The sequence below is a fragment of the Blattabacterium cuenoti genome, assembly GCF_014251235.1.
GTDB lineage: Bacteria > Bacteroidota > Bacteroidia > Flavobacteriales > Blattabacteriaceae > Blattabacterium > Blattabacterium cuenoti_AF.
Map to the genome: position 1 here is coordinate 348,797 of NZ_CP059181.1, position 13,064 is coordinate 361,860.

Sequence of the window (13,064 nt, forward strand, 5' to 3'; positions counted from 1 at the left end):
GAAGCTTTTCTTTTAAATTTCATAATAAAGACAAAGAACTATATATTTTTAATACCTAATAATATAATAAATCAAAAATTAGGTATATAAATAAAAAACAAACAAATGTATATATTTTTTTTCCTAAAAAAAAATAAACTAATTTTAAAGAATTAATTTTTTTATAATTTTTTAATTTTTTTTTCATGAGAACCTCAAATTTTGAATTTGACTATCCTTTAGATTTACTAGCAAAATATCCAACAAAAGAAAGAGACGAATCCAGATTAATGATTATTCATAGGCACAACAATAAAATTGAACATAAATATTTTAAAGATTTACATTTTTATTTCGAAGAAGGAGACACTCTTATTTTAAATAATACAAAAGTTTTTCCGGCAAGATTATTTGGAAATAAAGAAAAAACAGAAGCAAAAATAGAAGTTTTTTTACTCAGAGAATTAGATTCATCAGATAGAATTTGGGATGTTCTTGTTGATCCAGCAAGAAAAGTAAGAGTAGGAAATAAATTAAATTTTGGTTCTGGATTAACAGGAGAAGTTATAGACAATACCACTTCAAGAGGAAGAATTCTTCAAATTCATTTTAATGGAACACACGAAAAACTTATAAAAAAAATAAAGGAATTAGGAAAAACTCCTCTCCCAAAATATATTAAAAGACTACCAGAAAAAATTGACGAAATACGTTATCAAACTATTTATGCAAAAATAGAAGGATCAGTAGCTGCTCCTACAGCAGGGCTACATTTTTCAAAACATTTATTAAAAAAATTAGAAATTAAAGGAATAAATTTAGTAGAAATTACATTACATTTAGGATTGAGTAGTTTCTTTCCCGTAGAAGTAGAAGATATATCAAAACATAAAATGGATTCTGAAAAATGTTTTATAAAAAAAGATGTTTGCTCTATTATTAATAATACAATTCAACAAAAAAAACGTATATGTGCTGTAGGGACATCATCTATGCGTGCTATAGAAAGTTCAGTTTCTTCTAATAAAAACCTTAATCCATTTTCAGGATGGACAAATAAATTTATTTTTCCTCCTTATAATTTTAGTATAGCAAATACTATGATTACAAATTTTCATATGCCTAAATCTACCTTATTAATGATGATAGCAGCATTTTCCGGATATGATCTAATAATGAAAGCATACAAGATAGCTATAGAGGAAAAATATAGATTTCACTCTTATGGAGATTCCATGCTTATTTTATAAAAAAATGAATAATGTTAGATAAACTTTTTATTTTTTTATCTTCACATTTATAATAAATTTCTATGAAATCTATCCTAAATTCTATCAAAAAAACTATCAAAAAGGAAATGATTCTCTTTGAAAAAGAATTTTCAATTCTTTTAGAGAGTAAAATCCCCCTTGTAAATAAAATAACAAATTATATTATTCATAGAAAAGGAAAAGAAATACGTCCCATGTTTGTTTTTTTAATAGCAAAAATGCTTGGATGCATACAAAAAAAAACATATCATACCGCATATATAATAGAACTAATTCATACTGCTACTCTTGTTCATGATGATGTCATAGATAATAGTTCATTACGTCGAGGTTCTCTTTCAATCAATGCTATTTGGAAGAATAAAAAAGCCGTTTTAATAGGCGATTTTTTACTTTCTAAAAGCCTTTTATTAGCCACAGATAATAATTATTATGATTTACTAAAAATTATATGTAAAACCATCAAAAATATGAGTGAAGGAGAATTATTACAAATGGATAAATCGGAAAAATTAGACATTACAGAGAAAATATATAAACAAATTATTTTTTACAAAACTGCTGGTCTAATTTCTGCTTCTTGTGAAGGAGGAGCCTTATCAGTTAATGCTGAGACAAAAACAATATTTCAAATGAAAAAATTTGGAGAATTAATTGGTTTAGCATTTCAAATTCGAGACGATTTATTTGATTATGATGAATTAAATAATTCAGGAAAACCTATTGGTACTGATTTAAAAGAGAAGAAAATTACACTACCTCTTATATATGCTATTCGAAATGCTTCAAAAAATGATCAAGAATCAATCTTAAATTCCATAAAATATTATAATAATGAAAAAAGAAATCACATAATTTATTATGTTAAAAAATATGGAGGAATAAAATATGCAACAAAAAAAATGATACAAATACGTGATAGTGCTTTGAAAATATTAAATAAATATCCAGAAAGTTTAGAAAAAGAATCGTTAAAAAAAATGGTTTATTTTGTTATAGAAAGAAATATATAATAATTAACAATGAAAAATAATTTAGTGATTGTTGAATCCCCTACTAAAGCTAATACTATTCAAACATTTCTTAATAAAGATTTTTATGTTGTTCCAAGTTACGGACATCTTATAGATCTTCCGGAAAAAAAAATAGGAATTGATATTCATAAAAATTTTAAACCAAATTATGTCATTCTTCCAAAAAAAAGAAAAATAATCCAGAGATTAAAAGAATTAGTTAAAAAGTTTAATACAATATGGTTAGCTTCAGATGAAGATAGAGAGGGTGAAGCTATTGCCTATCAGATTTATAAATCTCTAAAAATACCTTCTAATAAATTTAGAAGAATAGTTTTCCATGAGATTACAAAAGATGCTATTCTTCATTCTATAAAACATCCAAGATCAATAAATTATAACCTTGTTTATGCTCAACAAACTAGAAGAATTTTAGACAGATTAGTAGGTTTTCTATTATCTCCTATATTATGGAAAAAAGTTAACACTGGATTATCTGCAGGAAGGGTTCAATCCGTTGCAGTTAGACTTATAGTAGAACGTGAAAAAGAAATACAAAAATTTAAGCCAATTTCCAAATTTCAGATATCTGGATTTTTTTCAAATGAAAATAAAGAAGTTTTTGTCGCTAAACTAGAAAAAAAAATAGATAGTAAAAAAGAAATGGAAAAAATTTTATTATCATGTATTAATTCTGATTTTTTTGTAAAAAATATTGTTGTTAAAAGAGAAAAAAAAACACCTCCACCTCCTTTTACTACTTCATCTTTACAACAAGAAGCTTCTAAAGTATTGAATTATTCCATATCTAAGACTATGTTTTTAGCACAAAAATTATATGAAAAAGGATATATTACATATATGAGAACAGATAGTCTTCATTTATCTCAGTCTTTTTTATCGGAAGTAAAAAATCATATTTTATTTTCTTATGGAAAAGAATATTTATCTCCAAAAACTTTTTCATCTGAAAAAAAATTTACTCAAGAAGCTCACGAAGCAATCCATCCTACTAATATAAAAGAATTATTGAATGATTTTGAAGATTTAAATCAAAAACGTCTTTACAAAATGATATGGGAAAGGTCAGTTATAGGACAAATGACCGATTCAAATTTAGAAATAAAAAATTTTTATATTCAGTCTTCCAATCTAAAAGATTTAGAAAACCATTCTTTTATCTATATAAATAAAACCGTAATTTTTGATGGTTTTATGAAAATAAAAAATCAAAATTTTCAAAAAGATAATATTCCAAAAATTAAAAAAGGAACTTTTCTTCAGAAAAAAGAAATTATAGCAAAAAAAATATACACAAAACATATATCTAGATATAATGAAGCATCTTTGGTAAAAAATTTGGAAAGATTAGGAATAGGGAGACCATCTACTTATGTACCTATAATATCAACAATTCAAAAAAGAAATTATATAAATAAGAAAAAAATAATAGAGGTTTCCAAAAAAAATGAAATTTTTATTCTAAACGAAAATAATATTATTATTGAAAAAAAAGAAAAAATTTATGAAAAAGAAAAAGATAAATTTATTCCGACTGAAATGGGTTTTATTACTACTGATTTTTTGAAAGAAAACTTCCAAGAAATTTTAAATTTTGATTTTACTGCAAATTTAGAAAAAGATTTTGATAATATAGCTAAGGGAGAACTTTCTTTCCAAGAAGTGATTAAGAATTTTTATGAAAAATTTCATGAGAAAATAGAATACGTAAAAAAAAACGTAAAAAAAATACATAAAGAACGATTTTTAGGAATAGATCCAATATCTAATAGAAAAATATTTGCAAAAATAGCAAGATTTGGTCCCATTTTACAGATGGGAGAATTTAAAGATAAAAAAAAACCAAAATTTTCTCCATTGTTAAGTAGTAAAAAAATAGATACTATAACTTTTGAAGAAGCATTAAAATTACTTGAATTACCTAAATCTATGGGGGTCTTTAAAGAAAATGAAATTTTCTTAAAAATGAATAAGAACAATATTTATTTCGAATATGGTAAAAATTTTTTTAAAGTAAAAGAAGATATTTTTTTTCATTCTTTTGATTTAAAAGACGCTATAAATATGATAGAAAAAAATATCAATTAATTCTTATAATTAATTTAACTATCGAAATATCTTTGATTTAAATAAGTAGTAGGATATGCTTGGTCATGTCCTGTCCTTTTAATATGATCTAAATATTTAGGAATGTATGATAAAGCTTTTATTCTATCAGATAAAGACATTCTATTCCATATGCTTTCTGCCATTTTTTTTTTACCTACTTTGTATTGGTAATCTATCCAAAAACGATTAAAAGATAAATCAATAGGAATTTCTTCTATAGAAAAAGAAGCTCTAGTACTTTTCATTTTACTTATAATAGACTCATTATAAGGAAGAAATCTTCCTATCCATATATAATGAGAAAAAGAGAGTTTTTCTGGAAATATTATTTCCCTCAAAGCCCCATTCAGATCATATTTAAACACTATTTCTCCAGAAAATAAAGAACTTCTAAATATGTATTTCTTTCCTTTCATTTCTTTTTTCGTTTCATTCATATTAATTTTTAATAAATAATTAATCAAATTAATATTAATTAGGATTTAATACATTAAGTAAATTCTACAAAAAAAACGATTTTTAAAAGATTTTATAAAAGTTATGGTTTTTTCCTAAAAAATAAAATATATGTTATATATAGTTCCAACCCCTATAGGAAATATGGAAGATTTAACTTTCAGAAGTTTACGAATATTAAATGAAGTAGATCTTATTCTAGCAGAAAATAAGAATTATTCAAAAAAATTATTAAATTTTTACAAAATAAAAACCCCCACAAAAACTTACCATATATCTAATGAGAAAAAAATAATTCCATTTTTTTTAGAAAAAATAAAAAAAGGAGAAAAATTAGCATTAATTACCAATGCTGGAACTCCAAGTATTTCAGATCCAGGATATCTTCTTATTAAATCTTGCATAAAAAAATCTATTACTATAGAATGTTTACCAGGAGCAACTGCTATTATTCCGGCTATAGTAATATCTGGTTTTTCTATTAATGAATTTACATTTATTGGATTTTTATCCAAAAAAAAAAGAGAAAAAAAACTAAAAAATTTATCAAAAGAAAAAAGAACTCTAGTTTTATATGAATCCCCTCATAGATTATTACGTACATTAAATGATTTAAAAAAATTTTTTGGATGTAAAAGAAATATTGTTGTATGTAAAGAAATTTCCAAATTATTTCAAGAAATACTAAGAGGTAATATAGAAGAAATAATTCATTTTTATCAAATAAAAAATAAAAAAATATTAGGAGAATATGTTTTAATCATAGATAAAAAAAATTAAATATAATTTTTATCTATTAAGTATTCAGATATTTGTACTGCATTAGTTGCTGAACCTTTACGTAAATTATCTGCGACAATCCAAAGATTTAATGAATTTATACAAGAAAAATCTTCACGTATACGTCCTACAAATACATCATCTTTTTTATGTGAAAAAATAGGTGTTGGATAAATATTTTCTTTTGGAAAATCTAAAATAATTATTCCTCTTTTTTTTGAAAGAATCTTATAAATATGATTAATATCAGGTTTTTTTTTAAATGTAATATTAACACATTCAGAATGTCCTCCTATAACTGGGACACGTACTGCTGTAGCTGTTATAGAGATATTTTTATCATTTATTATTTTCTTTGTCTCTTCTATTAATTTTATTTCCTCTATTGTATAATTATTATCTAGAAAAGAGTCACATTGTGGTAATACATTTCCATAAATAGGATGAGGATAAACTTTTTTTGAAAAAAAAAGTTTATCCTTTTCTTTATTTAATTGATCTACTGCTTTTTTTCCTGTACCAGTAACAGATTGATATGTGGAAATAACGACTCTACTTATATGATATTCCATATGTAAAGGATATAAAATCATAACTAATTGTATTGTAGAACAATTTGGATTAGCTATAATTTTATCTTTTTTTTCTATAGAAGAACTATTTATTTCTGGTACTATTAATTTTTTATCAGGATCCATTCTCCATGCAGAAGAATTATCAATAACAATTGATCCTTTTTTAGCAAATAAAGGAGCCCATTTTTTAGAAATAAGAGAACCGGCTGAAAATAAAACAAGATTAGGTCTTTTTAAAAAAAGATCTTGAATACTAATTATCTGATATTTTCTTTTTCGAAAAAAAATTTCTTTTCCAACAGAATTTTTAGAGGCTGAAAAATACAATTTTTTTATCGGAAGATCCTTATTTTCTAAAATATCAATTATTTCCCTACCAACCATTCCCGTCGCTCCAACTATTCCAAATTTCATAATTAATTTTATCTATTTATCTTTCCATTTCTATTCTATGGAGAAACAAAATTAAGAAATATTAATATATTAAATTAATACTCATAAATACTCACACAATCTTTGAATCTTATTGATTCCATATTTATCATAATAATATAATTTAATCATGAAAAAAGGAAAAATGATTATTTTATCAGGACCTTCAGGATCTGGAAAAACAACAATATCACAATATTTATTGTCAATTATACCAGAATTAGAATTTTCTATATCATGCACAACTCGTCCTATAAGATTAGAAAAAGAAAAACAAGGAAAAGATTATTTTTTTATTTCTAATAATAAATTTTTATCCAAAATAAAAAAGGATCAATTTGCGGAATGGGAAGAAGTATATCCAAAATTGTTTTATGGAACTTTAAAAAGTGAAATATCCAAAATATGGAACAAAAAAAAACATGTTTTATTTGATGTAGATGTTAAAGGAGCCCTTCATTTAAAAAAAAAATATCCAAATAATTCCTTATCCATATTTATCATGGTAAATTCCACTATTTTATTAAAAAAAAGACTGGTAAAAAGAAATAATGAAAATTTATCAAAATTAATAATTCGTTTAAAAAAAGCAGAAAAAGAATGGAAATATGCTAATTTTTTTGATAAAATTTTGTTAAATATAAATTTAAATAAAACAAAAAAAATAATACAAAAATTAGTTTCAAATTATCTCAATTAATTCAATGATAAATGAATAAAAAGCTCCTCAGGCTGGATTCGAACCAGCGACCCCCTGATTAACAGTCAGATGCTCTAACCTACTGAGCTACTGAGGATATTTATTTGTAAATTGAAATTTTTTCTATTCTTTTTTTATGTCTACCTCCTTGAAAATCGGTATTTAAAAAAATATCTACTATTTCTAAAACATCTCTTTCTTTATTTAAAAAACGAGCTGGAAGACTTAAAATATTTGCATCATTATGTTTCCTAGCTAAAGAAGCAATTTCTTTTTTCCATACTAAAGCAGCTCTAATATTTGGATGTTTGTTAGCCGTCATTGCTGCTCCATTTCCACTACCACAAATAATAATTCCATATAGAGATTCTTCATTTTCTACCGAATTAACTGTTGGATGAATAAAATCAGGATAATCTACTTTTCTTTCACTACTATAAGAACCAAAATCTATCATGTTATATCCTTTATTATTTAAATACTCTATTATTAAATTTTTATGATATACACCAGTATGATCAGACCCTATTGCTATTTTCAAAATTTTATCCTAAAAATACATTAAAAAATTGTATTTTTCAGAACTATATAATGTAGTAAAAAATATATATGATGATAGCTAATATAAAAACAATAAACGATTTTGATTTTAAAAATAAAATAGCTTTAGTTAGAGTTGATTTTAATGTTCCTATAAAGATTAATGAAAAAATGAAATGTGAAATCATGGATGATACTCGTATTTTATTGAGTTTACCTACAATTAATAAAATTATTTCAGATAACGGAAAAATAATAATTATTACTCATATAGGAAGACCAAAAGGAATACGTTCTGAAAATCTTTCAACAAGATTTCTTGTTCCATTTTTATCCAAAAAACTAAAAGTATCTGTAAAATTTTCAGAAAATTGCATAGGAAAAACTGTAGAAAATGAAATCTCACTATTGAAAAATAGAGAAATTCTCTTATTAGAGAATATTCGTTTTTACAAAGAAGAAGAAAATGATGATAAAAATTTTTCTTTTAATTTATCTAAACTTGGAGATATTTATGTTAACGATGCTTTTGCTGTTTCTCATCGTTTACATGCTTCAGTACACACAACTCCAAAATTTTTTAATAAAAAAAAATGTATCGGGTTTCTCATGAAAAAAGAAATTCATTCATTAAAAAAAATTTTAGGAAAAGGAGAAAAACCAATTACTATTTTATTAGGAGGAGCAAAAATCTCTTCTAAAATAGCTATTATTGAAAATCTTATAAATAAAGTAGATAACATATTAATAGGAGGAGGAATGGCTTATCCTTTTATTAAAGCTAAAGGAGGAGAAGTTGGAGACTCTCTTATAAAAAATGAGTGTAAATATGTTGAAAAAACAATAACTAATATTTTAAATTATTTAAAATTTAAAGAAAAAAGAACAAAAATTTTTTTTCCTGAGGACGTGATAATAACAACTATGAATCACAATCATCATTCCAATTCTTCTCCTAAAAATATCAAAATTGTACCTATTCATTCTATTCCTTTCGGATGGGTAGGATTAGATATAGGTCCATCAACCATAAAAACTTTTTGTAAAAAAATAAAAAAATCGAAGACAATTTTATGGAATGGACCATTAGGTGTATTTGAAAAAAAAGATTTTTCTTTGGGAACTAAATCTATAGCAAAAACAATAATAGAAACAACTAAAGAAGGTTCTTTTTCTTTAATTGGAGGTGGAGATACTATTGCTTCATTAAAAAACATAAAAAAAAGAAAAACTGATATTAGTTATCTATCTACTGGAGGAGGAGCCATGTTAGAATTTTTAAAAAATAAAATTATTCCTGGAATCAAGTCTATTTCTTTGGAATGAAAATTATTTACCAAAATAAATATATTATAGTATCTTTATTTATTTTTAATTTAATACAAATTTATAATTAATAAATATTAATACTTATGTCATTTAAACTTCCAAAATTATCTTATTCATATAAAGACTTTGAACCATTTATAGATGAAAAAACAATGGAGGTTCATTATACAAAACATCATGCAACATATACAGATAATTTAAATAAATCCATTTGTGGTTCTGATTTATTAAATCTTTCTATAGAGGAAATATTAAGAAGAGCTAATATTGAAAAACTTGCAGTAAGGAATAACAGTGGAGGATATTATAATCACAATTTGTACTGGAAAATATTAGTTCCTTATTCAGAATACCTTTCTCCAAGCCAATATTTAAACGATATAATAAAAATATATTTTGATTCATTTGAATCTTTTAAGAATAAATTTTCTTCTGAAGCAATGAATCGATTTGGTTCAGGATGGGCTTGGTTATGCGTTAAAAATAAAAACGAATTAACTATTTGTTCTACTCAAAATCAGGATAATCCTTTAATGTTAGGCATAGGTTGTGAAGGAAAACCTATATTAGGTTTAGACGTATGGGAGCATGCTTATTATCTTAAATATCAAAATCGTCGTTTAGACTATATTTCTTCTTTTTGGAAAATTATCAATTGGAAACAAGTAGAAAAAAATTATAAAGAAGCTATTCAATAATGGAATGGGAAAAATTCTTATAGAAAATTTAAGATTATTTGGATTTCATGGATGTATGCCTGAAGAATCTTTGATAGGATCTCATTATACTATTAATTTAGAAATTGAATTAGATTTAAATAAAGCATCTATTAGTGATGATTTATCACAAACTGTAAATTATGTAGATTTATATCGTATAGTAAAAAAAGAAATGTCTATAAGATCTAAATTGATAGAACATTTAGCAAAAAGAATTGTAAAAAAAATAAAAGAACATAAAAAGGATTCAATCAAATCAACAAAGATAAAAATTTGCAAAGAAAATCCTCCATTAAAAAATATGGTAGATAGAGTTTGTATTATTTTAGAAGAATAGGCACTGTGGCCGATTGGAAAGGCAGAGGTCTGCAAAACCTTTTATAGCGGTTCGATTCCGCTCTGTGCCTTTTTTTTTATTATATCAATTATAATTTTTGATCCTTACAATATGAAAAAATATAAATAAAATTTTTTGTAATTTTGCAAATTTATATATTTTATATTCATGAAGATCAATCATATATTAATTTCGCAACCTTTTAAAAATTCTTATTCTCCATACATAGAACTTGGTAAAAAGAAAAATGTACAAATAGATTTTATATCTTTTATAGAAGTAAAAGAAGCTTCTCCAGTAGAAGTAAGAAAACAAAAAATAAATTTTTCTGATTTTAGTGTTGTTCTTTTCATTAGTAAAAAATCTGTCGATTATTATTTTAGATTAGCGGAATCTATGCGATTTAAAATTCCTATAACCATGAAATATATCTGTTTAACAGAAGTAGTAGCTCATTATTTACAAAAATATATAGTATATAGGAAGAGAAAAATTTACATTGGTAAAAAAAATTTCCAAGATATTGTCCCTTTTATAAAAAAACATTACAAAGAAAAATATCTATTACCATCTTCTAATATATTAAAACCAGAAATCCCAAAAATTTTAAATAGGCTTAATATTTTATGGAAAAGAGCTATTTTATATAAAACAACATCTAGTGACTTATCTGATTTAAAACATATACATCATGATATATTGGTTTTTTTTAGTCCAGCTTGCATAAAATCTTTATTCGAAAATTTTCCTAATTTTAATCAAAAAAATATAAAAATTGCAACTTTTGGAAAAAATACTTTAGATGCTGCTTATAAAGCAGGATTAAAAATAGAAATTAAAGTTCCTACTCCGAAATATCCTTCAATGGCAAAAGCTTTAGAAAATTACATACAAAAAAAATATCAATAATATTCATTCTACTGTTACTGACTTTGCTAAATTTCTAGGTTGATCAACATTTTCTCCTCTAAGAAATGCAATTTGATAAGCCAATAATTGTAGAGGAATTACCGTTATCAATGGATTTAATTCTTCAGATATTTTTGGTACTTTTATAATGTGATCAGCTAACATGCTTATTTGAATATCATCTTCGTTCACTATAGCAATAATTTTTCCTTTTCTAGCTTTAATTTCCTCAATATTTCCTATAATTTTTTTATATTGTCCAGTTTTTGTAGATAAAAAAACAACAGGTATTTTTTCATCTATTAAAGCGATAGGACCATGTTTCATTTCTGCAGCGGGATAACCTTCGGCATGTATATAAGAGATTTCTTTCAATTTTAATGCCCCTTCTAATGCTACTGGAAAATTTATACCTCTTCCTAAATAAAGAAAATTATTTACATGACAATATAATTGAGATATATTTTTTATAGTATCATCTATTTTTAATGTTTGACTAACTTTTTCTGGTATAGATTTAAGTTCTTTGCATAAATATTGATAACGATTATTTGTTATCGTTGATCTGTATTTTCCTATAATTAGAGAAAGAAGAGTTAATACAGTAATCTGTGCTGTAAAAGATTTTGTAGAAGCTACTCCTATTTCAGGTCCTGCATGAGTATAAGCCCCGGCATCAACATTTCTTGCTATATATGAACTAACAACGTTGCAAATTCCAAAAACAAAAGCTCCTCTTTTTTTTGCTAATTTTAAGGCTTCTATTGTATCTGCTGTCTCTCCAGATTGTGAAATAACAATAACTATATCTTTTTTACCCAAAATAGGTTTTCTATATCTAAATTCAGAAGCATATTCAACTTCTACTGGAATACGAGCTAATTCTTCCAATAAATATTCTCCTATTAAACTAGCATGCCATGAAGTTCCACAAGCTACTATAGTTATACTTTTAGCATTAATAAAAATATCTTTATTAGATTCAATTCCATCAATACAAATTAACCCATCTATATTCTTATTTGGAATTAATAATCTACCACGTAAAGTATCTCTAATACTTTTAGGTTGTTCATATATTTCCTTTAACATAAAATATTTGTAATTTCCTTTTTCTATTTCTTTAAGATTTATTTGGAGTTCTTTAATAATTGGATTAAGTTTATGATTATCTCTAATTTTTCGTAGATCTAAATCCTTATCTTTTCTAAGAATAGCCATCTCTCCATCTCTTAAATAAAGAACATTTTTAGTATAATTAACAAATGAAACGGGATCAGAAGAAATAAAAAACTCTCTTTCATTGATACCTAAAGCAAGAGGACTTCCTAATTTAGCTATTACAATTATTTCTGGATTTGATTTATCTACTATTGCTATAGAATATGCACCTACTATTTCATTTAAAGAAATACGAACGGCTTCCTCCAAGGATAATTTGTTTTTTTTTTGTACAAATTCAATTAAATTAACTAAAACTTCTGTATCTGTTTTACTTTTGAATATAAAACCGTTTTTGGATAAAATAATTTTAATAGCGTGATAATTTTCTATTATTCCATTATGAATTAAAAAAAGTTCATTAGAATTAGATACATGAGGATGTGCATTAATATTATCTGGAATTCCATGAGTAGCCCATCTTGTATGCCCTATTCCTGTATTTCCTTTCATCTTTATTTTGTAAAAAGAAATCTTTTTTTCTAATTCATTAACTTTTCCTTTAGTTTTATATAAATTATATTTTCGTTTTCTAAAAACAGCAATTCCAGAACTATCATATCCACGGTATTCTAATTTTTTTAATCCATTAAGAAGAATGGGATAAGCTTCTCTATATCCTAAATAACCTATTATACCACACATTATAATTTTAATAAATAATTAGAATTAT

General features: G+C 24.3%; 13 protein-coding genes and 2 tRNA genes. 10 read left to right on the forward strand and 5 right to left on the reverse strand.

Annotated elements, in window-relative coordinates:
* Positions 1-185 precede the first annotated feature (185 nt).
* From queA to topA, 3 genes are all read left to right on the forward strand, one after another.
* The gene (gene queA, locus H0H78_RS01610; protein ID WP_185850764.1) at positions 186-1,229 is read left to right on the forward strand and encodes a tRNA preQ1(34) S-adenosylmethionine ribosyltransferase-isomerase QueA; all 1,044 of its coding nucleotides are present in this window, start codon (positions 186-188) and stop codon (positions 1,227-1,229) included.
* Between the two features lie 62 nt (positions 1,230-1,291).
* Positions 1,292-2,263: a polyprenyl synthetase family protein gene (locus H0H78_RS01615; protein ID WP_185850765.1), complete on the forward strand. Its 972-nt coding sequence runs from the start codon at positions 1,292-1,294 to the stop codon at positions 2,261-2,263.
* A gap of 9 nt (positions 2,264-2,272) precedes the next feature.
* Positions 2,273-4,372, forward strand: coding sequence for a type I DNA topoisomerase (topA, locus tag H0H78_RS01620; RefSeq protein WP_185850766.1), 2,100 nt, complete (start codon positions 2,273-2,275; stop codon positions 4,370-4,372).
* Positions 4,373-4,386: 14 nt separating this feature from the next.
* Here the strand turns inward: topA and H0H78_RS01625 are convergent, their stop codons facing one another.
* The gene (locus H0H78_RS01625; RefSeq protein WP_238783738.1) at positions 4,387-4,830 is read right to left on the reverse strand and encodes a hypothetical protein; all 444 of its coding nucleotides are present in this window, start codon (positions 4,828-4,830) and stop codon (positions 4,387-4,389) included.
* 130 nt (positions 4,831-4,960) lie between these two features.
* Here H0H78_RS01625 and rsmI point away from each other — a divergent pair, with 130 nt between their 5' ends.
* Entirely contained in the window at positions 4,961-5,629 is a 669-nt protein-coding gene (rsmI, locus tag H0H78_RS01630; RefSeq protein ID WP_185850767.1) for a 16S rRNA (cytidine(1402)-2'-O)-methyltransferase, read from the forward strand.
* On the opposite strand, the gene H0H78_RS01635 is transcribed toward rsmI, so the two are convergent.
* Entirely contained in the window at positions 5,626-6,618 is a 993-nt protein-coding gene (locus H0H78_RS01635) for an aspartate-semialdehyde dehydrogenase (protein ID WP_185850768.1), read from the reverse strand. The two genes, rsmI and H0H78_RS01635, sit on opposite strands and share 4 nt — an antisense overlap.
* 148 nt (positions 6,619-6,766) lie before the next feature.
* Between H0H78_RS01635 and gmk the strand changes: the two genes are divergently transcribed.
* Entirely contained in the window at positions 6,767-7,336 is a 570-nt protein-coding gene (gmk, locus tag H0H78_RS01640) for a guanylate kinase (protein ID WP_185850769.1), read from the forward strand.
* Between the two features lie 23 nt (positions 7,337-7,359).
* On the opposite strand, the gene H0H78_RS01645 is transcribed toward gmk, so the two are convergent.
* Positions 7,360-7,433, reverse strand: a tRNA-Asn gene (locus H0H78_RS01645).
* A 3-nt stretch (positions 7,434-7,436) separates the two neighbouring features.
* Positions 7,437-7,877, reverse strand: coding sequence for an RpiB/LacA/LacB family sugar-phosphate isomerase (locus H0H78_RS01650; RefSeq protein WP_185850770.1), 441 nt, complete (start codon positions 7,875-7,877; stop codon positions 7,437-7,439).
* A gap of 68 nt (positions 7,878-7,945) precedes the next feature.
* Between H0H78_RS01650 and H0H78_RS01655 the strand changes: the two genes are divergently transcribed.
* The 5 genes from H0H78_RS01655 (at position 7,946) to H0H78_RS01675 (ending at position 11,170) form a co-directional block, all read left to right on the forward strand.
* Positions 7,946-9,202 carry a phosphoglycerate kinase gene (locus H0H78_RS01655; protein WP_317167988.1) on the forward strand — a complete coding sequence of 419 codons (1,257 nt, stop codon included), beginning with the start codon at positions 7,946-7,948 and terminating at the stop codon, positions 9,200-9,202.
* 86 nt (positions 9,203-9,288) lie between these two features.
* Positions 9,289-9,903: a superoxide dismutase gene (locus H0H78_RS01660; RefSeq protein WP_185850771.1), complete on the forward strand. Its 615-nt coding sequence runs from the start codon at positions 9,289-9,291 to the stop codon at positions 9,901-9,903.
* A 4-nt stretch (positions 9,904-9,907) separates the two neighbouring features.
* Positions 9,908-10,261: a dihydroneopterin aldolase gene (folB, locus tag H0H78_RS01665; protein ID WP_185850772.1), complete on the forward strand. Its 354-nt coding sequence runs from the start codon at positions 9,908-9,910 to the stop codon at positions 10,259-10,261.
* Positions 10,261-10,331: transfer RNA gene (locus H0H78_RS01670), tRNA-Cys, on the forward strand. Before folB ends, H0H78_RS01670 begins: the two co-directional genes overlap by 1 nt.
* A 98-nt stretch (positions 10,332-10,429) precedes the next feature.
* Positions 10,430-11,170: a uroporphyrinogen-III synthase gene (locus H0H78_RS01675; protein ID WP_185850773.1), complete on the forward strand. Its 741-nt coding sequence runs from the start codon at positions 10,430-10,432 to the stop codon at positions 11,168-11,170.
* Positions 11,171-11,173: 3 nt separating this feature from the next.
* Here H0H78_RS01675 and glmS read toward each other — a convergent pair whose 3' ends face one another.
* Positions 11,174-13,036, reverse strand: a complete 1,863-nt coding sequence (gene glmS, locus H0H78_RS01680; RefSeq protein ID WP_185850774.1) for a glutamine--fructose-6-phosphate transaminase (isomerizing) — start codon at positions 13,034-13,036, stop codon at positions 11,174-11,176.
* Positions 13,037-13,064 lie beyond the last annotated feature (28 nt).

Excerpts from the sequence above, each read along its gene's own strand:
- queA (WP_185850764.1), top strand. The coding sequence starts at position 186 with ATGAGAACCTCAAATTTTGAATTTGACTATCCTTTAGATTTACTAGCA.
- H0H78_RS01615 (WP_185850765.1), top strand. The coding sequence starts at position 1,292 with ATGAAATCTATCCTAAATTCTATCAAAAAAACTATCAAAAAGGAAATG.
- topA (WP_185850766.1), top strand. The coding sequence starts at position 2,273 with ATGAAAAATAATTTAGTGATTGTTGAATCCCCTACTAAAGCTAATACT.
- H0H78_RS01625 (WP_238783738.1), bottom strand. The coding sequence starts at position 4,830 with ATGAATGAAACGAAAAAAGAAATGAAAGGAAAGAAATACATATTTAGA.
- rsmI (WP_185850767.1), top strand. The coding sequence starts at position 4,961 with ATGTTATATATAGTTCCAACCCCTATAGGAAATATGGAAGATTTAACT.
- H0H78_RS01635 (WP_185850768.1), bottom strand. The coding sequence starts at position 6,618 with ATGAAATTTGGAATAGTTGGAGCGACGGGAATGGTTGGTAGGGAAATA.
- gmk (WP_185850769.1), top strand. The coding sequence starts at position 6,767 with ATGAAAAAAGGAAAAATGATTATTTTATCAGGACCTTCAGGATCTGGA.
- H0H78_RS01655 (WP_317167988.1), top strand. The coding sequence starts at position 7,946 with ATGATGATAGCTAATATAAAAACAATAAACGATTTTGATTTTAAAAAT.
- H0H78_RS01660 (WP_185850771.1), top strand. The coding sequence starts at position 9,289 with ATGTCATTTAAACTTCCAAAATTATCTTATTCATATAAAGACTTTGAA.
- folB (WP_185850772.1), top strand. The coding sequence starts at position 9,908 with ATGGGAAAAATTCTTATAGAAAATTTAAGATTATTTGGATTTCATGGA.
- H0H78_RS01675 (WP_185850773.1), top strand. The coding sequence starts at position 10,430 with ATGAAGATCAATCATATATTAATTTCGCAACCTTTTAAAAATTCTTAT.
- glmS (WP_185850774.1), bottom strand. The coding sequence starts at position 13,036 with ATGTGTGGTATAATAGGTTATTTAGGATATAGAGAAGCTTATCCCATT.